This is a genomic window from uncultured Pseudosulfitobacter sp. (assembly GCF_963976325.1).
Lineage (GTDB): Bacteria > Pseudomonadota > Alphaproteobacteria > Rhodobacterales > Rhodobacteraceae > Pseudosulfitobacter.
In genome coordinates this window covers 477,670-504,500 of sequence record NZ_CAXBJW010000001.1, presented here as the reverse complement: position 1 = coordinate 504,500, position 26,831 = coordinate 477,670, and the positions used below count along the sequence as shown (strand labels likewise).

Here is a 26,831-nt window from a genome sequence, read left to right as displayed (position 1 = left end):
CTGATACCTGCCAATTTTGCCACATTCGGCCTGCATGTGCGCCGCGCCCCCGACACCACCATCACCCGGTTTCAAGTGCTGGGCGAGCGGTCTTCGGGCACCAATTTTGTCAAACGTCTGCTGGGGCGCAACACCACACTGACGCCGACCGAGGCGCTGGGGTGGAAGCACGGGTTTCCCCATGCCGCCGCCATCCCCCCCGACCTCGCGCTGATCGCCTGTGTGCGGCGCGCGGACGCCTGGGCGCTGTCGATGCACAACAAGCCGTGGCACACCACGCCCGAGCTGCAATCGCTGGAGTTTGGCGAATTCATCCGCGCCGAATGGGACACCGTGGTGGACCGCCCGCGCTATTTCGAGAAAACCGCGCCGCTGGACACCATCGGCCAGCCGCTGCAACACGACCGCGACCCGCTGACCGGTGCGCGGTTTGCCAACCTGTTCGCGCTGCGCCGCGCCAAGCTGACCGGATTGCTAAGTTATCTGCAACGCGATTGCACGGTGATCCTGCTGCGCATGGAAGACGCGCAAAACGCGCCCGAAATGACACTGGACGCCCTGCGCGCCGGTCTGGGTCTGCCTCCACGGGAATCGGATTTTGCACCGGTTCTCAAACGCTTGGGGTCGAAATTTAAACCAGCAGTCGAAGGTCGCCCTGCCACGCCCAGGAAAATGGGCGCCTTCGGGGTGAAGTTCATGCGCAAGCATCTGGATTTGGCGCAAGAGGCGGCCCTGGGCTACACCTACGACTGAAGCACTTCTCGGAAATCATGATGCACAGATCATCACTTAACGCGTTGAAATCTATGATTTCAGGCAGCGTTAAGTGATTCAGGTTTTTTCGAAAGTGCTATGGACGCCGCCGCAGCACACGCCGCCCTATCATGTCCCCTGAAACACAAAAGACCCGCCATTTCTGGCGGGTCTTTGTTTACGCAGCAGTGGCGCGGTTGACGGGGCTCGAACCCGCGACCCCCGGCGTGACAGGCCGGTACTCTAACCAACTGAGCTACAACCGCCCGCTGCGTATGGGGGTATTATGGCCCACAGCGCAGAGCGTCAAGCGGGGTTTTTCGGTTTGCGGCAATTATTTTAAAAAAATGTCACAAGCCCCGGTTTTTCCCCTGATTTCGGGGGGTCGCCCCCCGCGCCTCTCAGGCCGGGGCGGGAATAAACTCGCCGTCGTCGTTTGGTGGCAGCTTGAATCGGCCATGCGCCCAATCGCCTGCGCGCCACGCTTCCTTGGCCGCATCAATCTTGTCCTTGGACGAGGCCACAAAATTCCACCAGATATGCCGCGGCCCGTCCATGGTGGCCCCGCCCAGCAACATCACTCGCGCGCCCGCGTCGCCCGCACGGGCGCTGATCCGGTCGCCGGGGCGAAACACCAGCATCTGCCCCGCCTGGAACGTCTGCCCCGACACGGTGACATCCCCCATCAGGATATACAGACCCCGATCCTCGTGGTTGTCCGGCATGGGGATCGACGCCCCCGCCTCGAGCAGCGCATCGGCATAGAAGGTTTCGGAAAAGGTTTTGACGGGTGCAGTCTCGCCGTAGGCATCGCCCAGAATCAGCCGCACCTGTTTGCCCTCGCCCTCAAGCAGCGGCAGCGCGTCTTTGGCGGCATGTTCAAAGCTGGCGCCAGCGTCCTCGTCCTTTTCGGGCAGGGCCACCCAAGTTTGCAGCCCCAGCAGGCTGTGCGGTGTGCTGCGCATATCACCATCGGCGCGTTCCGAATGGGTGATGCCATGGCCCGCCACCATCCAGTTGACCGCACCGGGTTCAATCCACTGATCGGTGCCCAGGCTGTCGCGGTGGTGTATCTTGCCCTTGTACAGATATGTCACTGTCGCCAACCCGATGTGCGGATGCGGGCGCACGTCGATGCCCTGCCCGGTCAGAAATTCGGCCGGCCCCATCTGATCGAAGAAGATAAAGGGGCCGACCATCTGCCGCTTGGGCGCAGGCAAGGCGCGCCGCACCTCGAAACCGCCCAGATCGCGCGCACGGGGCACGATCACGGTTTCAATGGCATCCACGGCGTCGCCGATGGGAATTTCGGGATCGAGTGCGGGGTTCCAGCTCATCTGTGCTCTCCTATGAAGGTTGAGAACAGGATGCGGCGAAGCGATTTTGCACGCAATATGAATAAAATTTCATGTAATGTGCAAATTCGCGCAGAAGTGTATCCGACGACCCGTCACAGAAATGCCATACGGCCATGCCAAAAAGAGTGCGCGAAATAAAGTTACGAATTTGCGTTGCTGTAAACAACTTTGCAACTATGATTGGATTATAGCGACTCGACGAATTCACCGACCAACCGGAGAGGCATTCGAACACTATCCGATGCCCTACCCGATGGGAGTAATTGTGTATGTACGATTCTGCTAAAATTGACGCCACGCACAGACAATCCATGTTTGTGCGGAACCGTCGTATCTCGGGACACCAAACACCGCGGATGACCAGTGGCTGGTGGTTGCTGCCGTCGCTGGTGATCAGCGTGTTTTTGTGGTGGCTGATACTTTCGGTCATTTGCTAGCGGTCGGGACCGCTGGCGTGCGGAACCAGTACACCAAACGAAACCGCTGTGAGAGCCGCGCGTCGGTCGGCCTCTCCGTAAAGAGAAACCTGCGTACTGTATGAAACGGGGAAAAATGGTGGGTCGTGACGGGCTCGAACCGCCGACATCTTCGGTGTAAACGAAGCGCTCTACCAACTGAGCTAACAACCCGCCGTTCCGCTCTCTAGCGCAAATCGCGCGGGGCGTTCAAGCCCTTATGACAGTCTTTCTTGCTGTCTTTTGCTGACGCGGTAAATCACCCCCTGCCCGCCTTCCAGCGTGTCAAAGGCCTCCCACGACTGGCCCAGCAGATGACAGCGCAGGATGCGGCTGGTGATGCCGTGGGTCACGATCACGGCAGGACCGGTCAGATCGTCCAGAAACGCACGGGTGCGCGCGGCGACCGCGGCCAGCCCTTCGCCGCCGGGCGCGTGGTCGTACCAGCTTAGGCTGTCGTCCATGTCAAACAAATGCGGCACCTGCGCGCGGATGTCGTCAAAGTGCAGGCCGGTCCAGTCGCCGGTGGTGATCTCGGCCAGACGGGCGTCTGGGGTGATCGGCGCGCCGCGCAGATTGGCCAGCGTCGCTGTCTGCCACGCCCGCCCCTGTGGCGAGGAAAACCAGTGATAGCCGTCACAGCCGATTGCGGCCAGCAAAGCCCCCTGGCGGCGCGCCTGTGCGCGGCCCGTGTCGGTCAGCGGGCTGTCCTGGTCGCCCTGCATCCGGCCCGACAGGTTCCATTCGGTTTCGCCGTGGCGCAGGATCAGGATGTCGGGATAATCGCTCATGACTGTTTTGCTACGGTGCGGCGCGCGCCCGTGCAAGTGCAGACGCCGGCCCGACGGATCGGTCAGGCCGGCTGTTGGGATCAGGGGCGCTTCTGGCCGTCCCCGTGCACGAAATACTTGAAGCTGGTCAACTGCTCGGCCCCGACAGGTCCGCGCGCATGCATCTTGCCAGTGGCAATGCCGATCTCGGCGCCCATGCCAAATTCGCCCCCGTCGGAAAACTGGGTCGAGGCATTGTGCATGACCACGGCGGAATCAATCGCGTTCATGAACTGCCGGGCGGCATCCCTGTCTTCGGCAACAATCGCATCGGTGTGCCCCGACGAATGCGCCTGCACAAAGCCGATGGCGTCGTCCAGGCCATCCACGACACGCACCGACATGATGTTGCTGAGATATTCGGTATCCCAGTCTTCATCCTTGGCCGCGATCATATCGGGCAGGAACTTGCGCGCCGCCGCATCGCCGCGCAGTTCGCAATCGTGCAGCGCATCGGCCAGCAACGGCAGCGCGTTTTCGGCAATCGCCGCGTCGATCACCACGCATTCGGTCGCGCCACAAACGCCGGTGCGGCGCATCTTGGCGTTCTGGACGATGCCCATGGCCTTTTCGATGTCGGCACTGCTGTGCAGATAGGTGTGGTTGTTGCCATCCAGATGCAGCAGCGTCGGCACCCGCGCCTCTTTCTGCACAAGCGACACCAGACCACGCCCGCCGCGCGGGATCACCAGATCGACGGTTTCGGTGCTGTGCAGCAGCAGCTTGACCGCCTCGCGGTCGCGGGTGTCGACCAATTGCACCACATCCTCGGGCAGACCGGCGGCGCGCAGCCCCTGTTTCATGCAGTCCACGATCACCCGCGACGACTGCAAGCTTTCCGAGCCGCCGCGCAGGATCACCGCATTGCCCGACTTGATGCACAGCGCACCGGCGTCCGATCCGACGTTGGGGCGCGATTCATAGATCATGGCGATCACGCCGATGGGCACGCTGACCCGCTCGATCTTCAGCCCGTTGGGCCGGTCAAAGGTGGCCAGCGTGCGCCCCAGCGGATCGTCCTGTGCCGCGATAGCGTCCAGCGCGTCGGCCATGCCACCCACCCGTTCCGCGTTTAACGTCAGACGGTCGACGAAAGCGGCATCCTTGCCGCTGTCCTTGATCGCGTCCAGATCGCCCGCATTGGCGCGCAGCAGATCGGCCATATGGCGCCGCAGCGCCTCGGCGGCCTTGGTCAGCGCCAGATTGCGCTGTTCACCCGAGGCCATCGCCAGCCCCTGTGCCGCCGTCTTGGCGCGGGTGCTCAGATCGGCCACAAGCGTGTTAATGTCTGTCGTTCTCTCCAGAGTCTCGGTGTTCATATCGCTCACTCCTTTATTTCAATTCAACGGCGCGCGTGTACGCGGCATTCACGGTGTCGTGCAGCAGGCTGTGCAACTGGCCGTCGCGCATCAACTGTTCTAGCCCCGCCTGCGTGGTGCCGTTCTTGCTGGTGACCGACTTGCGCAGATCCTCCAACGTTTCATCCGACTGGCGCGCGGTCTCGACGGTGCCGGTGATGGTGTCGAACACCAGCGCCCGCGCTGTTTTCTCGTCAAAGCCCAGGTCCATCGCCGCCGCCACATAGCTGCGCAACATCTCGAACACATAGCCCGGCCCGCTGCCGCTGACGGCGGTCAGACGGTCAATGCGGTCCTCGCTGTCCACCGGCACGCAGGTGCCCGTCTGGTCGATCCACGCGGCCACATCCGTCTTTTGCTGCTCGGTGCAGGCGTCGTTGGCATAAAGGCCGGACACACCCAGCCCCACCATCGCCGCCATGTTCGGCATGACGCGCACAATCGCGCGGTCGCCGACGATCTTGCGAATGCTGTCCACACTGCACCCCGCCGCAATCGACACGAAACAGCCGTCCGGCTTCAGCGCAAAGCTATAGTCTGGCAGCACGTCGGCAATCATCTGCGGTTTGATCGCGATCAGGATCACGTCAAATTCGCCTTCGGTCAAAGATGTCGCTTTTGACACATGACGCACGCTTGCGGGCAGATCGGGTTTGACCGGATCGGCAACCGTAAAGCTGTTGCCGTCATCCTTGACCCACTGGCGCAACATCGCGCCGCCCATCTTGCCACATCCGATCAAAAGTATGTTCATTTTCATCTCCGGTTGGTCCGAAACGTCCCGCTCTTGGACACATGGGGCTGTGTCGCAAATATGCCAGATCGTCCGGATTTTATTTTGCGTCGCCGCAGGGCAGTATGTGATGCTGCAATGCAGCACTTCAAGGCGGCCCGTTTGCATTCACGTACGGGGTACGTGTTATACAGCGGCGAATCATTTGAGCGCCCAGTGCTACAGGTCAGCGCCACAATTGGCAAATCGGCCTGGCAATTGCGTTTGAAACCAATAAGATACCGGAGCAGAATATGTCCAAGAAGAAAAAGATCGTCGTTAAAATCGGGTCCAGCCTGCTGGCAAACGAAGACAATCTGACCCTGCGCTATGCCTTCATGAACGGTTTGATGAGCGATCTGGCCAAGCTGCAAAAAGACGGCCACGACATCATCCTGACGTCCTCGGGGTCGGTTGCCCTGGGGCTGAACATGGTCGGAAAACGACCCGAAGATGCGGGCATTCTGGACAAGCAGGCCGCCGCCGCCTGTGGCCAGCCGCTGCTGATGAACGCCTATCGTCAGGTCGCGTCCGAATATGAACTGGACGTGGCGCAGATGCTGGTCACGGTCGAGGACATGGAAGACCGCCGCCGGTTTCTGAACATCAAGAACACCATGATGAAGTTGTTCGAAAACGACATCCTGCCGATCATCAACGAGAATGACTCGGTTGCCACACGCGACCTGCGCGTGGGCGACAACGACCGTCTGTCGGCCAAGGTGGCGCAGATGATCCAGGCCGATGTGCTGATCATCCTGACCAGCGTCGACGGCCTGTACGACCGCGACCCGTCCGACCCCGAGGCGACCTTCATTTCCGAGGTCGAAGACGTGTCCGAACATCTGGAATCCACCACCAGCATCAGCGATCTGGGCAGCGGCGGTATGCTGACCAAGATGCTGGCCGCGAACATGGCCCAGAACGCCGGTGTCGAAACCATCATCGCCGAAGGTATCATCGAACGCCCGATCTCGTCCCTGCTGGAGGAAGAACGCCGCTACACCCGCTGTCTGGTCACCGGCGAAACCGCATCGCCGCTGAAAATCTGGCTGAGCAACCGGTTGCAGGTGTCCGGCACGCTGGTCGTGTCGAACGCGCTGGCCGACGCCGTGGCGGCCGGCGATTGCGGCATCAGCCGCAGCGATGTGATCTCGATTCAGGGCGAGTTCACCAAGGGCGACGTGCTGCACATGTACAACGAAGACGGCGTCGAAGTGGCGCGCGGGCTGACCAATTTCTCATCCGAGGAAATCATGTTGCTGGCGCGGAACCTGGACATGCCGGTCGAGGCCGTGATCGGCTATAAAACCAAGAGCGACGTGATCGGGGCCGAGAACATCCTGGTGCTGGACGACAACCACCTGTTGCTGGACGCACCGGAAGACGACCAGAAGCTGGTTGTGCCGGTCTAAGAGATCAGGGGCGGGGTGCATTCGCGCGCCCTGCCCTAACCTTTTCAGAATTAAGCCAAATCCTTGGAGCGTACGCCCGAGCAGGCCAACCGCGCATTATGCGCGCGATGATCAGGCTATTGGCCCGCGTATTTTGTCGCCGTCGGATATAGGTGGAAAAATGGTGGGTGATAAGAGATTTGATCTCATGACCCAGCGTGCCCGAAGGGCGCGCGTCGGTCAGGCCCTCAGAAGGCCGCAAGGTAAGATCACGCGATACGAGGAAAATGGTGGGTGATAAGAGATTTGAACTCCTGACCCAGAGTGCCCGAAGGGCGCGCGTCGGTCAGGCCCTCAGAAGGCCGCAAGGTAAGATCACGCGATACGAGGAAAATGGTGGGTGATAAGAGATTTGAACTCCTGACATCTTCGATGTGAACGAAGCGCTCTACCACTGAGCTAATCACCCTTGCAGGGGCAGATACAAAAATGCGGCCCCCCTTGCAAGAGGCCGCATCAAAAATCTGGACAGTTTGCGCAGAAGTTATTCTGTGCTGCTGTCCGATGCCTCTGCGGCGGCGGCGTTGGCGGCTTCGATCGCTTCGGGTTTGCGCTGGCGGATCTTGGTGGTCAGCACGCGGGCTTTGACCATATCCTTGGCGCGGCGCACCTTGACGCTGCCAAAGGGATGCAGGTTCAGCTCGCGGCCATCGCGCAGGGCGTTGCCCATGACCTTCAGCATGGCCTCGACCACCGGCTTGGCGTCTTTCTTCTTGGCGCCGGACGCGGCGACCACAGCGTCGATCAGTTCTTTCTTGCGCATCATCGGCCCCAAAACGACCTCTTCAGCGCCGCCTGTTCCGCCAGCGGCGACCGCTGCTTTCGGGGCTTTCGACGTGCGGGCCGCTGTGGTGGCTGTTGCGGCTTTGGTTGCGGCGGCAGCGGTGGCTGCGGCGCTTTTGGTGCGGGGGGTTTTGGACGTTGCCATGCTTATGCCTTTGGTCACGTGTGCAGTTTGACCAAAGTCTTATCATATTCTGCGCACATTTCTACCGAACTGTGTAATCCGGCCCGCGCGTCTGAGGGTTTGAGCCAATTTCGCCACGAATATCGGCGGCGCAGCGCCGCATTGCCGCATCAGCGGGCCTGAAACGCAAAACGCCCCGCAGTATCCTGCGGGGCGTCTGTCTGCGTGGATCAAACTGCGATCAGTGGGCGGTGGCGCCTGTGGCGGTCGCTTTCGATGCGGCAGCGGCGGCGGCGGCGGCTTCTTCCGCGGCCTCGTCCCATTCGATCGCCTCGGGTTCACGCACCAGCGCGTGTTTCAGCACCTCGGACACGTGGCTGACCGGAATGATGGTCATCCCTTCCTTCACGTTGTCAGGGATTTCGGCCATGTCCTTTTCGTTTTCCTGCGGGATCAGCACCGTTTTGATGCCGCCACGCAGGGCCGCAAGCAGTTTTTCCTTCAGCCCCCCGATGGGCATCGCGTTGCCGCGCAGGCTGACCTCGCCCGTCATCGCAATGTCCTTGCGCACGGGGATCTGGGTCAGAACCGACACGATGGACGTGACCATGGCCAGACCGGCCGAGGGGCCGTCCTTGGGCGTGGCACCGTCGGGCACGTGCACGTGAATGTCCAGCTTGTCGAACTGCGTCGGCTTCACCCCGATTTTCGGGCTGATCGACCGCACATAGCTGGAGGCTGCGTCGATGCTTTCTTTCATCACGTCGCCCAGCTTGCCGGTGGTCTTCATCCGGCCCTTGCCCGGCAGGCGCAACGCTTCGATCTGCAACAGCTCGCCGCCGACAGAGGTATAGGCCAGCCCGGTGACAACGCCGATCTGGTCCTCAAGCTCGGCCAGACCATAGCGGTGTTTGCGCACGCCCAGGAATTCGTCGATGTTGTCCGAGGTCACGGAAATGCTCTCGACCTCTTTCTTGACGATCTTGGTCAACGCCTTGCGCGCCACCTTGGCGATCTCGCGTTCCAGGTTCCGCACCCCCGCCTCGCGGGTATAGTAGCGGATGATGTCGGTCAGCCCTTCATCGGTCAGCTCAAACTCGGACTTTTTCAGGCCGTGGTTCTTGATCTGCTTGGCCAGCAGGTGATGCTTGGCGATCTCGCGCTTTTCGTCCTCGGTGTAGCCGGCCAGCGGGATGATCTCCATCCGGTCCAGAAGCGGTCCGGGCATGTTGTAGCTGTTCGACGTGGTCAGGAACATCACGTTCGACAGGTCATATTCGACCTCGAGATAGTGATCGACGAACGTCCCGTTTTGTTCCGGGTCCAGCACCTCAAGCATGGCCGACGCGGGGTCGCCACGGAAATCCTGCCCCATCTTGTCGATTTCATCGAGCAGGATCAGCGGGTTGGTGGTTTTCGCCTTTTTCAGCGCCTGGATGATCTTACCGGGCATCGACCCGATATAGGTCCGGCGGTGACCACGGATTTCGGATTCGTCCCGCACACCGCCCAGCGAAATGCGGATGAATTCGCGGCCCGTCGCCTTGGCAACCGATTTGCCCAAGGATGTCTTGCCGACGCCCGGAGGGCCGACGAGGCACATGATCGGGCCTTTCATCTTTTTGCTGCGCTGTTGCACGGCCAGATATTCGACGATCCGTTCCTTGACCTTCTCAAGGCCGTAATGGTCGTCATCCAGCACCTTCTGGGCGCGGCCCAGATCCTTTTTGACGCGCGATTTCACGCCCCACGGGATCGACAGCATCCAGTCCAGATAGTTGCGCACAACGGTGGCTTCAGCGCTCATCGGGCTCATGTTCTTGAGCTTTTTGATCTCGCTGTCAGCCTTTTCACGGGCTTCCTTGCTCAGCTTGGTGGCGGCAATCTTGGCTTCCAGCTCGGCAACTTCGTTCTTGCCGTCCTCGCCATCGCCCAGCTCTTGCTGGATCGCCTTCATCTGTTCGTTCAGATAATATTCGCGCTGGGTCCGCTCCATCTGGGATTTCACGCGTGTCTTGATCTTTTTCTCGACCTGAAGGACGGACATTTCGCCCTGCATCAGGCCGTAAACCTTCTCAAGCCGCTCGGAAATGCTGAGCGTTTCCAGCAGTTCCTGCTTCTGGTTCACTTCAATGCCCAGATGCCCCGCCACAAGATCCGCCAGTTTCGCAGGCTCGACCGTTTCGCCGACGGCGGTCAGCGCCTCTTCGGGGACGTTCTTGCGCACCTTGGCATAGCGCTCGAACTCGTCCGCCACGGTGCGCAGCAGCGCCTCGGTGGTGGTGACGTCGCCCGGCATCTCGGTCAGATACTCGGCGCGTGCCTCGAAAAAGTTATCGTTTTCAAGATATTCGGTGATGCGCACCCGCGCCTGACCTTCGACCAGCACCTTGACGGTGCCGTCGGGCAGTTTCAGCAGTTGCAGCACATTGGCCAGCACGCCGGCCTTGTAGATGCCTGTCGCTTCGGGATCGTCCTCAGAGGGGTCGATCTGGCTGGACAGCAGGATCTGCTTGTCGTCGGCCATCACTTCCTCGAGCGCACGTACGGATTTGTCACGGCCGACGAACAGCGGCACGATCATATGCGGAAACACCACAATGTCGCGCAGCGGCAGGACCGGGTACGAAGCGTTAAGGGGCTCTTGCATGCTCTTTTCCTTATCTAGCAAGACGACCGGTCCCTGTTTGCGGCAACCTTCGTCGTCTCCTGGTTTCAGAGTAGTAAACTGTGTTTGACCACTGCCTGTTTCAAGGCTTCACAATGACGGGGTGTTCGGGGCTGTGCAATGGGACCTTGCAAAGTGATGGTTTTTTTTCGGCGGAAACAGATGCGTTTTGCGCGAAAACAGCTCCAGATTCACGTTTCGTTGTGGGTTTCCGATTGTGCGTTTGGGATTGTGGCCGACGATTGGCCGTCACAAAGAGCGTCGCGGTAAAATGATACGGGAATCGCCTGAAACTCCGGTATGAATATCAAAACAGGCGCGCATTGCCGCCCCACGCAAACACAAGTGTCACCCGCGTTACAGGCTACCGAAAAGTTCACAAACATTTGATTTCATTGGTTGGCCCCTAAAGCGAAAAATGCACTCTTTGAGGGAATATGAAAAATTATGGACTAGCATGACTTACAGAATAATCCCCGCCGCCCTTTGCCTATCTGTTCTTGCAGCCTGCGCGACAGGCGTTGCTATAAACACGCCGCCACAACAGGTTTCCTTTTCTACCGACGCCGCGCGCAGTAATATATATTCGCAAAAACCGATCGAGGTGCGCACACAATCGATTCAGATCGTCAATGGCTCCAAGAAAAGGGCCGAGATCACAGGCGCCGCCTGCGCGATCAAAGGCACCGGTTACACTGCCCAGATCACGACTCCTGCAAAGGTCAACCTGCCTACCTACAAAGGGCGCACCGATCCGGTCACCATAACGTGCAAAGCCAATGGCCAGACCGCGACAAAAACCTTTGAGCCTTACAACGAAACCACCTCGCGTCAGGCGACAGTCACAACTGGCGGACTTGCCGCTGTTCTGGTTACGGCGGTCGCAACCGCAGCCATCAAGGCCGCACGCAATCCAGCCAACGACGTTTATGCCTATCACAGCAAGATGGTCGTGCCCTTTGAAACACAGGCACCCGCAGAATGATGGGGCGACTGCTGGCCGGCATTTTCACTCTGGGTCTGGTTTCGGCCTGCACGCCTTTGACAGACGTGACCGAGATGCAGGGCAAGACGCTGGCTGCCACCTCGGGCAAGCCCTTGCGGTACGAACCGGTTGCTCTGCGCGCTATTTACTTTCATGAAGGTGCGCGGACAGAGTTGCCCGGTGCCCGTTGCACAATCTCGGGCAAGAACGTGGTCACATTGCGTGATCTACAAGTGCCGGCCAATCTAAACGTGCCGGTATTTCCGGGCTTGCCGCAAACCTTCAAGGTGACGTGCAGCGCCTCTTTGGGGGCCACGCAAATGCAGACAACTGGTATTATCCGCCCGTTAGACGCTGAAAAACCCTCAGCGGCAGAAAGCGGCCGCACCTATGCGAAAATGGGCGGCGCACTGTTTACCTCTGAAAGCTAAAGCCGTTCTATATCCCCGTCCGCACGGTTTGCGTGGAATGCCGCCTGCCACTGGGCGAAGGTGCCCGCCGCAATCGCGGCGCGCATTTCGCCCATGATCTGCTGGAAATAATGCAGGTTGTGCCATGTCAGCAGCATCGAGCTGATCATTTCCTGACTGCGGAACACATGATGCAGGTAGGCGCGCGAATAGTTCGTGCAAGCCGGGCATGTGCAGGCGTCGTCAATCGGGCGCGGGTCGTCCTGATGGCGGGCGTTCTTGATGTTCAAGACACCGTGACGGGTGAACACCTGCCCCGTGCGTCCCGACCGGGACGGCAGCACGCAATCCATCATGTCGATGCCGCGGGCCACGGCACCGACGATGTCGTCGGGCTTGCCCACGCCCATCAGGTAACGCGGCTTGTCCTGTGGCAACTGGTCGGGCGCAAAGTCCAGACAGCCGAACATCGCCTCCTGCCCCTCGCCCACGGCCAGACCGCCGACGGCATAGCCGTCAAAGCCGATCTGCGTCAGCGCCTCGGCGCTTTCGGCGCGCAGGTCTTCTTCCAGCCCGCCCTGCTGGATGCCAAACAGCGCATGGCCCGGACGGTCCCCGAACGCATCGCGCGACCGCTGCGCCCACCGCATCGACAGGCGCATGCTTTCCGCAATCCGCGCCTTGTCGGCGGGCAGCGCGGGGCATTCGTCGAAACACATCACGATGTCCGAGCCCAGCAGCTTTTGAATTTCCATCGACCGTTCCGGCGTGATCTCGTGACGCGATCCGTCGATGTGGCTTTTGAAGGTCACACCCTTTTCGGTCAGCTTGCGCAAGGCGGCAAGGCTCATCACCTGAAAGCCGCCTGAATCCGTGAGGATCGGCTTGTCCCAGTTCATGAACTGGTGCAGCCCACCCAGCCGGTCAATGCGTTCCGCCGTGGGGCGCAGCATCAGGTGATAGGTGTTGCCCAGCAGAATGTCGGCCCCCGTCGCCGCCACGCTTTCGGGCAGCATCGCCTTGACCGTGGCCGCCGTGCCGACCGGCATGAAGGCCGGCGTGCGAATGTCGCCACGCGGCGTGTGGATGGTGCCGGTGCGCGCGCGCCCGTCAGTGGCTGCCAAATCGAATGAAAAACGTGTCATGTGCGCGCTATAGGCGCTTGCGGCGGCGCACGCAATGTTGCGCGGTTTCCCCGACCGGACATTGCGCTATATCGCCATGAAACTGAAAACCTGAAAAAGGAAACCCGCCGCATGACACGTTTGCTGCACCCGCTCGCGTCTGCCCTGCGCCAAGGCCTGGGCACCCTGCTGGCGTTGGTTTTCCTTGCCTCTTTCGCCCATGCACAGGCCGAGATTGAATTTTTCGAAGTCGATGCGCTGAACCCAGGTCTGCCCGCCGCCCCGGAAGGCCTGGACCGGGCGACCCCGATGAGCGCGATGGACAGCTTTTTCGAATTGGCCGAAGCAGGACAGTTCAAGGACGCCGCCCAGGTGCTTGACCTGACCAACCTGCCCCGCGACGCGCAAGGTGCGCGCGCCGCCGAACTGGCAGAGCAGCTTTTCGTGCTGATGGACCGCAAGGTCGTGGTGCCGTGGCGATCGCTTTCGGACCGCCCCGACGGCTGGCTGAGCGGATCAACCGAATCCGATCACACCGGCCGCGTGCGCCGGTCCATCGTCATCGACTGGCTTGAGCTGGGACGTCACGATGTGGCGCTGCGGCTGAACCGCGTTATGCCGCCGGACGGCACGCCGGTCTGGGTGATCTCGCGGGAAAGCGTCAGCCGCATCCCGGATCTGTATGCAATTTACGGGCCGACAGCGCTGGAACAGGCATTGCCGCTCTGGGCCCGCGGCGACGCGTTCCTGGGCATGTACGTCTGGGAGGTCATCTTTGTCCCGCTTATGCTGTGGGTGGCCTTCGCGTTGGGCTGGCTGACCTATCGCTCTGTCACCCTATTTGGCCGCAAGATGAACACCGCGCTTAGCCATGCCATCGTGCGCGCGCTGCGCTGGCCTGCGACGATTGCGGTGACAACCACGGTCGTGGGTGTATCGACGACGCGGGTGCTGGTGGTTTCAGGCGTATTGGACAGCCTGATCAGTCCGATGACAATCATCGGCTTCGTCACGGCGGCCACGCTGGCGGTGGTGTTCGTCATTGACGAGATTTTCGACCGCATCAGCTTTAACACTCCTGACGAGCTTGCCGACCCGGGCAATGCCCATATGCGCAGCATGGCCACGATGATCTCGGCCGCGCGCAAGGGCGTCATTGTCATCGCGCTGCTTGTGGCGTCCGGCATTGTGCTGTCCTCGGCCAATGCGTTTCAGTCCATCGGCCTGTCGCTTCTGGCCTCGGCCGGTGCGCTGACCATCATCCTGGGCTTTGCCGCGCGCGAGGTTCTGGGCAATATTCTGGCCTCTGTGCAGATCGCGCTGAACCGGTCGGCGCGGATCGGCGACATGGTGATCTTCGAGGGGCGCTATTGCACGGTCGAGCGGATCAACTTTACCTATGTCCAATTGCTGATCTGGACCGGAAACCGCTACATCGTTCCGGTCAGCTATTTTGTGAAGGATGCCTTTGAAAACTGGTCTATCGAAGACACCAAGATGACCCGTGTGATCGAACTGACGCTGGCGCATGGCGCTGACATCGAACGCCTGCGCAAGGTGTTTCTGGACATCGTTGAACAGGAGGACGGCGATGACACCGGACCTGTGGATATGGCTGCGGTGCGTGTGAACGATCAGAATGTCTTTGGTCAGCATGTGTGGTTCGAGCTGCCCACGCCCAACCCCACCACAGCATGGGCGATGCAGTGCAAGATACGCGAACAACTCATCCGCGCGGCACGGCAGATCGAGCACGAAACCGGCCAGCGCATGCTGCCCAGTGACGCGCCCCGCGAACTGCCCGCCCCCGAAACCTCGGACTTTGCGCAACAGTCCTGACGCCCCGTCTGTCACGCTTGCTTTATCCCCTGCCAGGGGCCAGAACAGAAACAGTGTTCTGGCCGAGGGGTGACACACGTGGATGTCGAACAAATGCTGCTGGACCTGTTGCAGAACAATCTGGTCTATCTTCTGGCCGCCGTTTTGCTGGTGGTACTGGTTTTCAAATCGGTCAAGATCGTACCGCAATCCGAACAGCACGTGGTGCAACGCTTTGGCCGGTTGCGGGCCGTGCTTGGGCCGGGGATCAACATGATCGTGCCGTTCATCGACCATGTGGCGCACAGGATTTCCATTCTGGAACGGCAGTTGCCCACCGCCAGCCAGGACGCGATCACCCGCGACAACGTGCTGGTGCAGGTGGACACATCGGTGTTCTACCGCATCATCGAGCCGGAAAAGACCGTGTACCGCATCCGTGACGTGGACGGGGCCATTTCGACCACCGTGGCAGGCATCGTGCGCGCCGAGATCGGCAAGATGGACCTGGACGAGGTTCAGGCCAACCGGTCGTCGCTGATCACCACGATCAAGGCCAACGTCGAGGACGCGGTGGACAACTGGGGCATCGAAGTGACCCGCGCCGAGATTCTGGACGTGAACCTGGACGCCGCGACCCGTGCCGCGATGATGCAGCAGCTGAACGCCGAACGCGCCCGCCGCGCGCAGGTGACCGAGGCCGAGGGCAAGAAACGCGCCGTCGAACTGGGGGCCGATGCCGAGCTTTATGCATCGGAACAATCCGCCAAGGCCCGCCGCGTTCTGGCCGACGCCGAGGCCTATGCCACCGAGGTCGTGGCCAAGGCCATTGCCGAACACGGGATCGAGGCCGCGCAATATCAGGTGGCCCTGAAACAGGTCGAGGCACTGAACGCGTTGGGCAACGGCACGGGCAAGCAAACCATCGTTGTGCCAGCCGCAGCCCTCGAAGCCTTTGGTGATGCGTTCAAACTGCTGAAGGGTCGCGGTTGATGGCGGGTCTGGTCGGCATCTGGTGGGTCTGGCTGGCCTTTGCCATCGCTTTGGGCGTGGTCGAAGTGCTGCTGCCCGGTTTCATCTTTCTGGGCTTTGCCCTGGGGGCGCTGGTGATGGCGGGCATCGTGGGCCTTGTGGTCCCGACAATTGGCGTGGCCCCGGCAATGGCGCTGTTTGCGGGCCTGTCGCTGCTGGCGTGGATCGTGCTGCGGCTGGCATTCCGCCGCCAAAGCTCGGGCGCACGGCGGGTTTTGCACGACATCAACGACGGCTAGGTGGTCTGGGGCGTGTTCCTCGGAGATTTGGCAAGCACTGGTCTATCCCCCGCATCTGAAAGCGGAGATTAAGAAGTGTTTCAGTTCTACTTTGACGGAAAACTGCTTGGCTTTTCTGCCTTAGAGAAAGGTGATCCCCCAATGGGCTGCGCAGAAGGTAACTTCATTCCGTGTGATGAATTTAAAATCTTTCGAGCCACCGTTCCGGCTGAGAAAAAGGGGAGTATGATGATTGCACGAACCGTTGGATAGGACTGACTGTCACGACTGTCGAAGGCGTTCAAATCGAGTGCTATGATGTGGTGTTGTTTGAGTATGAACTTCCCGATGAAGTGGAACTGTATGTTGATGTCTTGGGTATGCATCACCAGCTCTATGAAGAACTGTTCCCGGGACGCTACGCCGCTTACGCGGCGAGCTTTTCCTTGGGGCACGAAGTCGCTTAAGATCCGCGCACGAGGCCATAAAACAGACAATCATCAGCTTGGTCGCAACCGTTCGCTTTGGTTTTTTGGAACCTGCGCGTAACTCACTCAGCCATTCAAGACCTGACGAATAGGGTTGCGAATGAAACCTTGGAAATGAGGCGCAGATTTACCGGTTGTGTCGATCCAGTCCAATGCAAGCTGCTCAGCCTTATCTACATCCTCCTTAGGCATCTGCGCGACAAGTTCTGGCAGCCAACCGTCATACAAATTCTCTTTGTAGATGCAGCATCCCAGAAACGCATATTTAAGAGCCAGCACGAAGTCCTCTTCTGTGCCCGTTCCGGACCTATAGGCTTCAGCGAGATAAACCAGGTCTGCCGCCGAGCCGCCTTGGGCAGATTTTTCAATCCAGTAGAACGCTTTATCAGGCTGTGCTGGCCCGTAACGGCCCGCATACAGGTGATACAGCCGATTATATGTCTTTTGCTTTCCCGCCTCGGCGGCCTTCAAAAGCCAGTATTCAGCCTTCTCTGAATTGACCATGTGGGAAAGTTTGGGTGGCGGCAGAATATACAGTCCACCGAGAGTTGCCTGGGCGTCCGCGTCGCCGTTCTCGGCGGCACTGATCAAATCATTTATGCTACTGCAATCAGTGCCATCGCCGTGCTCAAACTCACCCAAGTAGACCAGCCAAAAGCCGCTCTCCCTTACATCAAGCGGTGCGGAAACCTGTGGCCTGGGTACGCCTGCGAAGGGAATATCAACCTGAAGCGTGATGCATGAATTGACCGGACCCAAAGCGCGACTTTGACATTCCTCTTCAACGCGGTCACGCCAGAAGTCCGCATAGGAGTGGTTCTTAAAACGCTTTGTTGCCAAGTTATCTTGGTCATCAAAGGATACTTCCAGAAAATCGTGGTCAATGAATTTTTCGCCTTGGCTCTTTGCAAATTTGGATAATACACCATCGGCGTGATCTTCCAGTTTATAGTAGTCAGGATCTTCGCTTACAAAATCCGACAACTGCGTTTTTGACTGGAACTGCCCCAGCCAGATTTGGGTTCTTAAAGGGAGGCGCGGGGAAGTCTCTGGCCCCTTTGGCAACGGTGAATCTTTCGCTTCCTGCTTGCGCGGAACCTCTGCCCTTTTCCCTCTACGAAATGGCCAAAACGGCATGATTAAGTCCTCTTATAGCAATCATCGAGTTCAGATTTCAGCACATACGATTCTCCTTAAGTATAATTTGTAGCGAACTTTCACTACCTCCCGAAAACCACCGATTGTTGAACGGCTGTCGCAATTCACTGCACACAGTTCCCATTCGGTGAAACTATCTCGCAGTCTGCCCGCCTTCCTGCCCGACGATGTTGCGCTTCACAGCCGCGCCATGGCATACTGAGCCAAAGGAGCCGCGATGAACCAGATGCAGACCCCCGATCTTGTCACCTGTGATGTGACCGAAGGCGTGGCGACGCTGGCCCTTGGCGGCGGGGTGGCTCATGCGCTTTCGCTGGGCATGATCAGGACCCTGCACGCAACGCTGGATGATCTGGCCGCAGATGATACGGTGCGCGTCGTGGTGCTATCCGGCCCGGGACACATCTTTTGCGCGGGTCACGACCTGAAGGAAATCGCCCGTCACCGTGCGGATGACGATCAGGGGCACGCCTACCTGACCGAATTGTTCGAAGCCTGCGCCGGGATGATGATCGCGCTGGCCACATTGCCCAAGCCGACCCTTGCCATGGTGGACGGCATCGCCATGGCGGCGGGGCTGCAACTGGTGGCGTCCTGTGATCTGGCATTCGCCAGCCCGCGCGCCACGGTTTGCCTGCCCGGTGTGACGAACGGCGGCTTTTGCACCACGCCTGCGGTCGCCGTGTCGCGCAACGTGGGGCCGAAACACCTGATGGAACTGACGCTGACCGGCACGCCGATGACGGCGGACTGGGCGCAGGCGGCGGGGCTGTTCAACCGGATCTGTCCGGGCGATACGCTGACGGCGGAAACCCGAACCTTTGCCACCGCCCTTGCCACCCGCAACCCCGGCCCTATTTCCAAGGGCAAGACGGCGTTGCAAGCCCACCGCGATCTGCCGCTGCGCGACGCCTATGCGCTGGCGACGCCGGTGATGATCGACCACTTTATGGACCCGGGCCGCCTGGCATCAGAGGCCGCGAAAGCGCCCAAGGCCTGATCGGCACCTTCTTTACATCTTTGACACACATGCCGCGCCACACTGGCGCCGCCCGCCTTTGACAGGAGTACCCAATGGACAGTCTACACTTTGGCTGGGAAGAATGGATCGGATTGCCCGAACTGGGCCTGCCCGCCCTGAAAGCCAAGATCGACACCGGCGCGCGCACCTCGGCGCTGCACGCCCACGACATCGAAGTGTTCGGCCCCGCCGCCAAGCCTAAGGTGCGGTTCAACGTCTACCCTGTCTCGGGGCAGACGCAGGTGCAGATGACCTGCTCGGCCGAGATCAAGGACCGCCGCGAGGTGACATCGTCCAACGGCGAATCCGAGCTGCGCTATGTGATCGAAACCACGCTGGAGGTCGCAGGTCAGTCGTGGCCCATCGAAGTGACCCTGACCGACCGCTCGGGCATGACCAGCCGCATGTTGCTGGGCCGCCAGGCGTTGCAAGACCACATTTCGATCACCGCCACGGAAAAGCGGCTGCAACCGGACCTCAGCTATGATGTCTACCATTCCGCCGCCGTGCGACGTGCCGCCCCCCAACGCGCCCTGCGCATCGCCGTGCTGAGCCGCGAGGACAACTATTCCACGCGCCGTCTGGTCGAGGTCGGCGAGGCGCGCGGCCACACGGTCGAGGTGATCGACACCACGCGCTGCTACATGGCGATCAACACCATGGCCCCCGAGGTGCATTACGACGGCAAGCGCCTGCCCCGCTATGACGCGATTGTGCCGCGCATCGGTGCGTCGATCACGCCCTACGGCACCGCCGTGATCCGCCAGTTCGAAACCATCGGCACCTATTGCGTCAACGGCAGCGCCGGCATCACCGCCAGCCGCGACAAGCTGCACGCGCATCAGGTGCTGGCCAGCAAGCGCATCGGTATGCCGACCACTGCGTTCGCCGCATCGCCCAAGGACACCGGCAACCTGATCGGTCTGGTGGGCACCGCGCCGCTGATCGTGAAACTGCTGGAATCGACCCAAGGCAAGGGCGTCGTGCTGGCAGAAACCAAGAAAGCCGCCGAAAGCGTCATCGACGCCTTTCGCGGCCTGCGCGCCAACTTTCTGGTGCAGCAGTTCGTCAAGGAAGCCGCAGGCGAGGACATCCGTTGTCTGGTGATCGACGGCAAGGTGGTCGCATCCATGAAACGCACCGGGGCCGAGGGCGATTTCCGCTCGAACCTGCACCGGGGCGGCTCGGCCAAAACCGTGCGCATCACCAAGGAAGAACGCGAAACCGCCTTGCGCGCCGCGCGGGCCTTTGGCTTGGGCAAGGCGGGCGTTGACCTGTTGCGGTCGGAAACGGGGCCGAAGGTGCTCGAGGTCAATTCGTCGCCCGGGTTCGAGGGCATCGAAAAGGCCACTGGCAAGGACATCGTGGGTATGCTCTACGACATGATCGAGGCACGGGTGAAACCGCAACCGGTGCGCAAGCGCAAGGGGTGATACGGCGCGCACGCATGCTGATCCCGTAATTTGCATGCCGTGCGACCATTGTCCCCCGGTGCCAGACAATGCCCCGACCGCGCCATGAACTGACCATTTTTGTCCCTCAAAACCAGCCGATGCGGATTTTGAGGGACAGCAATATGCCAGCCACGCCAACGATTATTCTTGACCTGATTTCAGGCACCTACACCGACAGCACCGACGGTTGGCGCGACACCAGCTATAACCTTGTGTCGATGCAGGACTTTCAGCGCAGCACCGTCCAGATTTATCTGGGCTACGACACCGCGCTGAACGCCGAATATCTGTTCAACGGTGTGTTGCTGGCGGGGATGACATCGGAAGACGCTTTTACGCTGACCCAAGCCAACGGCAGCCAGTTGAACTTTGCCGAGGACGCGCGGGTGGGCAGTGCGGATCGTGATCTGTTCACCCTTGATGGCGGCACGATTGCCACCGTCGGCACCGTGACCTTTGACGGCGAAACCGCGTTGCGCAACGTTTTCTTCAACAACTATGTTTTTGACCTGAACGCCTTTGGCGCCTCAAGTTCTGGTGGAACCATCAACCGCGCCGTGAACGTGGTTTTTGAACAGTCCGACAAGACCCATCGCACAGCGACATGGCACAATGTCGATCTGGACGGGACCGCCACCACGGACAGGTTCACCGGGCTGGACATCGACAACAGCTATATCGGGGGCACCCTTACCGTGGGCGGCGGCGGTCAGTTTGACAATTCGGAGCTGTCGGGGCTGCTGCGCCTGAACGGGACCGACGCGTTCAGCGCCTATCTTACCTCGGAACTGATCTCGGCCGATGGGCGCGCGGGGTCGCTGGTTGTGCTGGGCGATCGCGCCGAAAACCGGCTGGAGGGCGCATTTGACGTCACCGGGCGCATCGACATGGGCGACGGCAGCGACAGTGTCGACCTGACCGGCGACGTGAACGGGCGCATCATATTGGGCAATGGCAGCGACACGCTGACGCTGACGGGCACGGTTACCACCAAGATTTTCGGCGGACGGGGCGCGGATACCATAAACCTGTTTGACGCCACCAACGCCGGCATCAGCATTCACGGCGGCAATGGCGACGACCTGATCTATGGCTCGTCCGGCAACGAGGTGATCGTCGGCGACGGCGGCAACGACACGATTTCGGGCGGCGCGGGCCGTGACATTCTGGTTGGGCGCTCGGGGGCCGATGTGTTCGTGTTTGCCGCCGACGACAGCACGCCCGAGGCGCGCGATATGATCCGCGATTTCTCAAAGGCCGATGGTGACAAGATCGACCTGACCTTTACCGCGAACCATTTCCACGACGGCAACAGCTTTACCGGGGCATCCGGCGAAGTGATCGCGGTGGGCCGGTTGGTTCAGGTCGACATCGACGGCGACCGCGTGGCCGATATTGAAATCGACATGCGCAGCGATCTTGGCCTGACGGCGGATGATTTCATCCTGACCTTCGGCTTTGAAATGGTCTGAGGTTCAGACCAAGCCCCCCCCTGCGATACCATCCGGCTTTTGCCCCCCACACAACCGTGTGCCGGGGGCAAAAGGCCGTGTCGAAGGGGCACGGTCGCGGCCGCAATTTGGGAACAAGGAAAAAAATCCTTGCCACACAATCGCCACATTTCTTGACGTGCTGCCCATCGCATTGAATTTTATGTGACTTTTTTCTACTTTTGATTGAAAGAGACTGCACATGCCCATTACCACCCTTCGCCTGGACGCCTCTTTCGAGGGTACGATCCTGGAAACTTCGGACGCCTGGTTTGACGAAACAGACACCCTGGTCTCGATGGACGATTTCGTCGGTCAGACTGTCGACATCATCCTGGACGCCCCGCCCAGCGTAACGCTTCAGGCCAATCAGGTTTTCAACAATGTCGTGATCAACAACATCACCAGCAATGGGGCTCAGTATCTCACGGGTGACAGCCGCGGCGATCTGTATCACGTCGCCGATGGTGGCGTGGTCGGAAATGGCAACGACGACCGGATCTTTTTCAGCTACGGGGCTTTCGGCAGCACAGGGACGATCAACTTTGACGGTTTGGTGCGCTTCTCATCCATCGAATTTGACAACGATGAGTTCGCCGGCCTTGAAGAAACACCGCTGTTTCTGAGCTTTATGCAATCCGATGCCGTGGACCGTTCGATCAGTATCAGTTCATCATCCGTTTACGCCGACGTCATGACCGATGAATATTCACAGCTTGATATGATCTATTCTTCGGTGATTGGCGGGCACACGCTGACGGTGAACGGCGGCTTGCTGACGGGTGCGTTTTATCTCAAAGGACAGATCTTGCTGAATGGCGCGGACGCATGGGTCAACCGCTTTGGAACCAGCACTGTCACCAACGCGACCAATGATGCGACGGCCCTGACCGTTCAGGGCGACAACACCGCAAACACCATCACCGACAACACCACGCTTTCAATCACAGGCAGGATCGACATGGGCAGCGGCTTTGACAGTGTCACGCTGAACGGTGCCGTAAACGGTGACATCGCTTTGGGCGGTGGTGCGGACACGCTGGTGCTGACCGGCAGCTATATCGGCAACATCACGGGCGGCAAAGGCGATGACATCGTAGACATGAGCCTGAGCAAGTCCAAGGACGTGCGGGTCACATTGGGCAACGGCGACGACGTGTTCTTGGGCGGTTCGGGCGACGAGACCATTTTGGGCAGCGGTGGCAACGACACTATCTCGGGCGGAGCAGGACGCGACATCATCGTCGGTGGCAAGGGTGCGGATGTGTTCGTGTTCGTCGCAGGCGACAGCGATCCGTCGGCGCGCGACCAGATCCGTGATTTCCGCAGACCCCAGGGGGACATGATCGACATGTCGCGCATCGAAGACGCCTTTTTCAGCGATGCGGACAGCTTTTCGGGCACGGCAGGCGAGATTATTGCGGTCAGCAAATACGTTCTGGTCGATGTGGATGGTGACGGATTTTCGGACCTTGAGATCGACATGCGCAAAAACCACCTGCTGACCGAGGCCGATTTCATTCTCGGAGACATCATCTGACTGTGGCACCCTGCCCCTCTGGACGCTTGGGCCGGTTATCCCTATATAATCAGTCAGGAACCAGAGTGAGGCCCCATGGACCAGTCCAAAGAAATGCTAGAGGGGACGCCGCTGATTGCGCCGTCCTCGACCGACCACCCGCTGTACGACGCGGTCGTCGATGCGTGTCGTACGGTTTATGATCCTGAAATTCCTGTGAATATCTATGAGCTGGGCCTGATCTACACCATCGACATCGCCGACGATGGTACGGTGCGCGTGATCATGTCGCTGACGGCACCGGGTTGCCCTGTGGCCGGTGAAATGCCCGGCTGGGTCGCCGATGCGGTCGAACCGCTGCCTGGCGTGAAAACCGTTGATGTCGAGCTGACGTGGGAGCCGCCCTGGGGCATGGAAATGATGTCCGACGAGGCGCGGCTGGAACTGGGGTTCATGTAGGGGCTGGCGTGTGACGCACCCCTGCACATCCCCCAAAAGCGCGTTGCGCAATTAGAACAAAAGCGGGACCAAAGGCCCCGCTTTTTTATTTTACTTACCCGCTGATACTCTCCGCTGACGCCATGCCGGGGGCCGTGGACTTTCCGCCCAGCTTCTCGCGCACTTTCGCTTCGATTTTGTCACCCACATCGGAGTCGATGTTCCGCCAATACTCGAACGCGCGCACCAGAACCTTTTCGCTGACGCCGTCGCACAGGTGGCCCGCCACGTTCGACACCAGCCGGTCGCGCGCCGCATCATCCATCACGTCGCGCACCAGCGCGCCCGCCTGGCTCCAGTCGTCGTCATCCTCGCGCAGCGTATAGGCCTGGCGCACCATGTCACCGTCGGTGTACCACAGCCCCGCCTCCTGTGCCGCAGGCTGCGCCGACGGTCCGCCATAGGAATTCGGCGCATAGACCGGGTCGGCCACGTTCTGCGTGCGCCCTGCCCCGTCCTTGGAATAGCTGTTCACCTCGGACTTGGCACCGTTCACCGGGATCTGTTTGTAGTTCACGCCCAGCCGCGCGCGGTGCGCGTCGGCATAGGCAAAGCCGCGCGCCAGCAGCATCTTGTCAGGCGACAGGCCGACACCCGGCACCATGTTGTTCGGCTCGAACGCGGCCTGCTCGATCTGGGTGTGGAAATCGGTCGGGTTGCGGTTCAGGGTCAGCTTGCCCACTTCGATCAGCGGATAGTCGGCATGTGGCCAGACCTTGGTCAGATCAAAGGGGTTGATGCGATAGGTCTTGGCATCCTCGAACGGCATGATCTGCCATTTCAGCGTCCAACTTGGGTGGTTGCCGTCGCGGATCGCGTTGAACAGGTCCCGGCGGTGGTAATCCCCATCCGTGCCCGCCAGCTTGTCGGCCTCGTCCTGCGACAGATAGGCATTCCCGTCGCCCTGATCGGTCATATAGTGAAACTTGACCCAGAACTTTTCGCCCTCGGCGTTGACCAAGGAATAGGTGTGGCTGGAATAGCCGTTCATCTCGCGCCAGGATTTCGGAATGCCGCGGTCGCCCATCAGATAGGCCACCTGATGCGCGCTTTCGGGGGACAGTGTCCAGAAATCCCACTGCATGTCGTGATCGCGCATGTTGTTGTCGGCGCGGCGTTTCTGGCTGCGAATGAAATGCTGGAACTTCAGCGGGTCGCGGATGAAAAAGACGGGCGTGTTGTTGCCCACCATGTCGAAATTGCCCGCGTCGGTGTACATCTTGATCGAGAAGCCACGAGGGTCGCGCCATGTGTCGGGGCTGCCGCGTTCGCCGGCCACGGTGGAAAAGCGCATGACCACGTCACAGCTTGCACCTTTCTGGAAGATACCGGCCATGGTGTATTTGGACATATCCTGCGTCGTCTCGAAGGTGCCAAAAGCGCCCGACCCCTTGGCGTGTGGTTGACGCTCGGGGATGCGCTCGCGGTTAAAGTTGGCCATCTGCTCAAGCAGGTAGTGGTCGTTCAGAACAATCGGGCCATCGGGGCCAACGGTCAGCGAATGTTCGTCGCTTTGCACGCGAATGCCTGCGTCTGTTGTGGTGTGGGGGGTGTCTTTGGGATCTGCCATGGCCATTTCTCCGATGTCTGGGTGCGTCACAAGGAAACGGATGGCACGAGGTAAAGTTCCGCCCGCTGCGTGATCCGCACCAGCGTGGACTGACAGGCATTCCAACCCAGCCCCCGCGCACCAGCAGATTCCCGCCCAGATAGAACGTTGATTTTACGCGACCTTCGCAAATTGATCACAGATCTGTTACACAGAGCCGCCAGAAGGCCCTGAGATAACATTCTGACAACTGGAGTTTTTCATGCGTATCACGTTGATCGCGGCCACCCTTGCCGCCCTGCCCGTCGTGGCCTTTGCCGAGGGTCACGCACAGTCGACAGCCGTGTCCTATGGCGCGCGCCCTGCCTATCTGGTCGACAAGCTGCCCGAGGGTCCGCTGAAGGAAAAACTGGCCAGCTGCATGGCCCAGACCCCGGAAGCGACCGCCTTTTCCATCGGTCACCGTGGTGCCGCGCTGATGTTCCCCGAGCATACCGACCAATCCTATATCGCCGGTGCGCGTCAGGGTGCAGGTATCGTGGAATGCGACGTGACCTTTACCAAGGATCACGAACTGGTCTGCCGCCACGCGCAGAACGACCTGCACACCACCACCGACATCCTGGTCAGCGATCTGGCCGATGCCTGCACCACCGGCTTTACCCCCGCATCGGGCGACACCAAAGCCAGCGCCGAATGCCGCACATCGGACCTGACGCTGGAACAGTTCCGCACGCTGACGCCGAAAATGGACAGCGCCGACACCACCGCCACCACCGCCGAGGCCTATCAGGGTGGCGTCGCGGGCTTCCGCACCACGCTGTACACAGACAAGGCCAGCGTTATGACCCACGCGGAATCGATCGAACTGATCAAGTCGATGGGCGCCAAGTTCACGCCCGAGCTGAAAAGCCCGTCGGTCGAGATGCCCCATGACGGTTTCAGCCAGGAAGACTATGCGCAGAAGATGATCGACGAATACAAGGCCGCGGGCATTCCCGCGTCCGACGTCTGGGCGCAGTCGTTCAACCTGGACGACGTTCTGTACTGGGTGAACAACGAACCCGAATTCGGCAAACAGGCCGTGTATCTGGTGGAATGGTCCGATGGTTTTGACGAACAGGACAAAGCAACATGGAACGAAGATTTCGCTGCGCTGAAAGAGCAAGGCGTGCAATATCTGGCACCTTCGCTGAACATGCTGCTGACAAACGACAACGGCGCGATTGCCGCGTCGGCCTATGCGCTGGCCGCCAAAGAGGCCGGTCTGAAGCTGATCGCATGGACACTGGAACGCTCGGGCCCGCTGGCCTCGGGTGGCGGCTGGTACTTCCAGTCGGTTGGTGACGTGGTCAAGGACGACAGCGACTATCTGGTGGCGCTGGACGTGATCGCGCAAGACATCGGCGTCGAAGGCGTGTTCTCGGACTGGCCCGCGACTGTGACCTATTACGCGAACTGCATGGGTCTTTAAGTACCCCCAACCCGCGCAGTGATCGGGCCGTCCCTTCC

At 60.1% G+C, this 26,831-nt stretch carries 22 protein-coding genes and 3 tRNA genes; 13 read left to right on the top strand and 12 right to left on the bottom strand.

From position 1 onward, the window contains the following. Positions 1–36 precede the first annotated feature (36 nt). Complete coding sequence (locus tag AAC077_RS02495) at positions 37–753, top strand: hypothetical protein (RefSeq protein WP_339766360.1); 717 nt, start codon at positions 37–39, stop codon at positions 751–753. A 189-nt stretch (positions 754–942) separates the two neighbouring features. Here the strand turns inward: AAC077_RS02495 and AAC077_RS02490 are convergent. The 6 genes from AAC077_RS02490 to proC form a co-directional block, all read right to left on the bottom strand. Next, positions 943–1,019 (bottom strand) — tRNA-Asp (locus tag AAC077_RS02490). A 135-nt stretch (positions 1,020–1,154) separates the two neighbouring features. Next, positions 1,155–2,090, bottom strand: a complete 936-nt coding sequence (locus AAC077_RS02485) for a pirin family protein (protein WP_339766359.1) — start codon at positions 2,088–2,090, stop codon at positions 1,155–1,157. A gap of 574 nt (positions 2,091–2,664) precedes the next feature. Continuing rightward, a tRNA-Val gene (locus AAC077_RS02480) sits at positions 2,665–2,740 on the bottom strand. 44 nt (positions 2,741–2,784) lie between these two features. Continuing rightward, on the bottom strand, positions 2,785–3,357 hold the full coding sequence (locus tag AAC077_RS02475) for a histidine phosphatase family protein (protein ID WP_339766358.1): 573 nt from the start codon (positions 3,355–3,357) through the stop codon (positions 2,785–2,787). Positions 3,358–3,437: 80 nt separating this feature from the next. Next, complete coding sequence (locus tag AAC077_RS02470; protein ID WP_339766357.1) at positions 3,438–4,715, bottom strand: glutamate-5-semialdehyde dehydrogenase; 1,278 nt, start codon at positions 4,713–4,715, stop codon at positions 3,438–3,440. A gap of 13 nt (positions 4,716–4,728) precedes the next feature. Then, positions 4,729–5,508 (bottom strand): pyrroline-5-carboxylate reductase, encoded by a 780-nt coding sequence (gene proC, locus AAC077_RS02465; protein WP_339766356.1) that lies wholly within the window; start codon positions 5,506–5,508, stop codon positions 4,729–4,731. Between the two features lie 272 nt (positions 5,509–5,780). Here proC and proB point away from each other — a divergent pair, with 272 nt between their 5' ends. After that, complete coding sequence (proB, locus tag AAC077_RS02460; RefSeq protein ID WP_339766355.1) at positions 5,781–6,941, top strand: glutamate 5-kinase; 1,161 nt, start codon at positions 5,781–5,783, stop codon at positions 6,939–6,941. A gap of 373 nt (positions 6,942–7,314) precedes the next feature. On the opposite strand, the gene AAC077_RS02455 is transcribed toward proB, so the two are convergent. From AAC077_RS02455 to lon, 3 genes are all read right to left on the bottom strand, one after another. After that, a tRNA-Val gene (locus tag AAC077_RS02455) sits at positions 7,315–7,389 on the bottom strand. 75 nt (positions 7,390–7,464) lie between these two features. Then, a complete protein-coding gene (locus AAC077_RS02450) occupies positions 7,465–7,908 on the bottom strand; it encodes an HU family DNA-binding protein (protein WP_339766354.1) in 444 nt (147 codons plus the stop codon). A gap of 220 nt (positions 7,909–8,128) precedes the next feature. Then, positions 8,129–10,537, bottom strand: coding sequence for an endopeptidase La (gene lon / locus AAC077_RS02445; protein WP_339766353.1), 2,409 nt, complete (start codon positions 10,535–10,537; stop codon positions 8,129–8,131). A gap of 475 nt (positions 10,538–11,012) precedes the next feature. On the opposite strand from lon, the gene AAC077_RS02440 reads away from it, so the two are divergent. Then, on the top strand, positions 11,013–11,540 hold the full coding sequence (locus AAC077_RS02440; RefSeq protein WP_339766352.1) for a hypothetical protein: 528 nt from the start codon (positions 11,013–11,015) through the stop codon (positions 11,538–11,540). Next, entirely contained in the window at positions 11,540–11,971 is a 432-nt protein-coding gene (locus AAC077_RS02435) for a hypothetical protein (protein ID WP_339766351.1), read from the top strand. The genes AAC077_RS02440 and AAC077_RS02435 overlap by 1 nt, the downstream gene beginning before the upstream one ends. Here the strand turns inward: AAC077_RS02435 and tgt are convergent. Beyond that, entirely contained in the window at positions 11,968–13,095 is a 1,128-nt protein-coding gene (gene tgt / locus AAC077_RS02430) for a tRNA guanosine(34) transglycosylase Tgt (protein ID WP_339766350.1), read from the bottom strand. The genes AAC077_RS02435 and tgt overlap by 4 nt on opposite strands. Positions 13,096–13,206: 111 nt before the next feature. Between tgt and AAC077_RS02425 the strand changes: the two genes are divergently transcribed. The 3 genes from AAC077_RS02425 (at position 13,207) to AAC077_RS02415 (ending at position 16,163) form a co-directional block, all read left to right on the top strand. After that, positions 13,207–14,913: a mechanosensitive ion channel domain-containing protein gene (locus AAC077_RS02425; protein WP_339766349.1), complete on the top strand. Its 1,707-nt coding sequence runs from the start codon at positions 13,207–13,209 to the stop codon at positions 14,911–14,913. A 93-nt stretch (positions 14,914–15,006) separates the two neighbouring features. Then, positions 15,007–15,885, top strand: coding sequence for an SPFH domain-containing protein (locus AAC077_RS02420; RefSeq protein ID WP_339767921.1), 879 nt, complete (start codon positions 15,007–15,009; stop codon positions 15,883–15,885). Then, complete coding sequence (locus AAC077_RS02415; RefSeq protein ID WP_339766348.1) at positions 15,885–16,163, top strand: hypothetical protein; 279 nt, start codon at positions 15,885–15,887, stop codon at positions 16,161–16,163. The genes AAC077_RS02420 and AAC077_RS02415 overlap by 1 nt, the downstream gene beginning before the upstream one ends. Before the next feature lie 533 nt (positions 16,164–16,696). Here AAC077_RS02415 and AAC077_RS02410 read toward each other — a convergent pair. Next, positions 16,697–17,767, bottom strand: coding sequence for an immunity 22 family protein (locus AAC077_RS02410; protein ID WP_339766347.1), 1,071 nt, complete (start codon positions 17,765–17,767; stop codon positions 16,697–16,699). Between the two features lie 238 nt (positions 17,768–18,005). Here AAC077_RS02410 and AAC077_RS02405 point away from each other — a divergent pair, with 238 nt between their 5' ends. The 5 genes from AAC077_RS02405 (at position 18,006) to AAC077_RS02385 (ending at position 23,731) form a co-directional block, all read left to right on the top strand. After that, positions 18,006–18,788, top strand: coding sequence for an enoyl-CoA hydratase-related protein (locus AAC077_RS02405; protein WP_339766346.1), 783 nt, complete (start codon positions 18,006–18,008; stop codon positions 18,786–18,788). A 74-nt stretch (positions 18,789–18,862) separates the two neighbouring features. After that, a complete protein-coding gene (rimK, locus tag AAC077_RS02400) occupies positions 18,863–20,242 on the top strand; it encodes a 30S ribosomal protein S6--L-glutamate ligase (RefSeq protein ID WP_339766345.1) in 1,380 nt (459 codons plus the stop codon). 143 nt (positions 20,243–20,385) lie between these two features. Continuing rightward, positions 20,386–21,735: a hypothetical protein gene (locus AAC077_RS02395; RefSeq protein ID WP_339766344.1), complete on the top strand. Its 1,350-nt coding sequence runs from the start codon at positions 20,386–20,388 to the stop codon at positions 21,733–21,735. A 220-nt stretch (positions 21,736–21,955) separates the two neighbouring features. Further along, positions 21,956–23,293: a calcium-binding protein gene (locus tag AAC077_RS02390; protein ID WP_339766343.1), complete on the top strand. Its 1,338-nt coding sequence runs from the start codon at positions 21,956–21,958 to the stop codon at positions 23,291–23,293. A gap of 75 nt (positions 23,294–23,368) precedes the next feature. Then, entirely contained in the window at positions 23,369–23,731 is a 363-nt protein-coding gene (locus tag AAC077_RS02385) for an SUF system Fe-S cluster assembly protein (RefSeq protein ID WP_339766342.1), read from the top strand. A 94-nt stretch (positions 23,732–23,825) separates the two neighbouring features. On the opposite strand, the gene AAC077_RS02380 is transcribed toward AAC077_RS02385, so the two are convergent. Beyond that, the gene (locus AAC077_RS02380; protein ID WP_339766341.1) at positions 23,826–25,340 is read right to left on the bottom strand and encodes a catalase; all 1,515 of its coding nucleotides are present in this window, start codon (positions 25,338–25,340) and stop codon (positions 23,826–23,828) included. Between the two features lie 241 nt (positions 25,341–25,581). On the opposite strand from AAC077_RS02380, the gene AAC077_RS02375 reads away from it, so the two are divergent. Next, positions 25,582–26,793, top strand: coding sequence for a glycerophosphodiester phosphodiesterase family protein (locus tag AAC077_RS02375; protein ID WP_339766340.1), 1,212 nt, complete (start codon positions 25,582–25,584; stop codon positions 26,791–26,793). Positions 26,794–26,831: the final 38 nt, after the last annotated feature.

Coding starts and splice junctions, on each gene's coding strand:
- AAC077_RS02485 (WP_339766359.1), bottom strand. CDS start 2,090: ATGAGCTGGAACCCCGCACTCGATCCCGAAATTCCCATCGGCGACGCC.
- AAC077_RS02475 (WP_339766358.1), bottom strand. CDS start 3,357: ATGAGCGATTATCCCGACATCCTGATCCTGCGCCACGGCGAAACCGAA.
- AAC077_RS02470 (WP_339766357.1), bottom strand. CDS start 4,715: ATGAACACCGAGACTCTGGAGAGAACGACAGACATTAACACGCTTGTG.
- proC (WP_339766356.1), bottom strand. CDS start 5,508: ATGAACATACTTTTGATCGGATGTGGCAAGATGGGCGGCGCGATGTTG.
- proB (WP_339766355.1), top strand. CDS start 5,781: ATGTCCAAGAAGAAAAAGATCGTCGTTAAAATCGGGTCCAGCCTGCTG.
- AAC077_RS02450 (WP_339766354.1), bottom strand. CDS start 7,908: ATGGCAACGTCCAAAACCCCCCGCACCAAAAGCGCCGCAGCCACCGCT.
- lon (WP_339766353.1), bottom strand. CDS start 10,537: ATGCAAGAGCCCCTTAACGCTTCGTACCCGGTCCTGCCGCTGCGCGAC.
- AAC077_RS02440 (WP_339766352.1), top strand. CDS start 11,013: ATGACTTACAGAATAATCCCCGCCGCCCTTTGCCTATCTGTTCTTGCA.
- AAC077_RS02435 (WP_339766351.1), top strand. CDS start 11,540: ATGGGGCGACTGCTGGCCGGCATTTTCACTCTGGGTCTGGTTTCGGCC.
- tgt (WP_339766350.1), bottom strand. CDS start 13,095: ATGACACGTTTTTCATTCGATTTGGCAGCCACTGACGGGCGCGCGCGC.
- AAC077_RS02425 (WP_339766349.1), top strand. CDS start 13,207: ATGACACGTTTGCTGCACCCGCTCGCGTCTGCCCTGCGCCAAGGCCTG.
- AAC077_RS02420 (WP_339767921.1), top strand. CDS start 15,007: ATGCTGCTGGACCTGTTGCAGAACAATCTGGTCTATCTTCTGGCCGCC.
- AAC077_RS02415 (WP_339766348.1), top strand. CDS start 15,885: ATGGCGGGTCTGGTCGGCATCTGGTGGGTCTGGCTGGCCTTTGCCATC.
- AAC077_RS02410 (WP_339766347.1), bottom strand. CDS start 17,767: ATGCCGTTTTGGCCATTTCGTAGAGGGAAAAGGGCAGAGGTTCCGCGC.
- AAC077_RS02405 (WP_339766346.1), top strand. CDS start 18,006: ATGAACCAGATGCAGACCCCCGATCTTGTCACCTGTGATGTGACCGAA.
- rimK (WP_339766345.1), top strand. CDS start 18,863: ATGGACAGTCTACACTTTGGCTGGGAAGAATGGATCGGATTGCCCGAA.
- AAC077_RS02395 (WP_339766344.1), top strand. CDS start 20,386: ATGCCAGCCACGCCAACGATTATTCTTGACCTGATTTCAGGCACCTAC.
- AAC077_RS02390 (WP_339766343.1), top strand. CDS start 21,956: ATGCCCATTACCACCCTTCGCCTGGACGCCTCTTTCGAGGGTACGATC.
- AAC077_RS02385 (WP_339766342.1), top strand. CDS start 23,369: ATGGACCAGTCCAAAGAAATGCTAGAGGGGACGCCGCTGATTGCGCCG.
- AAC077_RS02380 (WP_339766341.1), bottom strand. CDS start 25,340: ATGGCAGATCCCAAAGACACCCCCCACACCACAACAGACGCAGGCATT.
- AAC077_RS02375 (WP_339766340.1), top strand. CDS start 25,582: ATGCGTATCACGTTGATCGCGGCCACCCTTGCCGCCCTGCCCGTCGTG.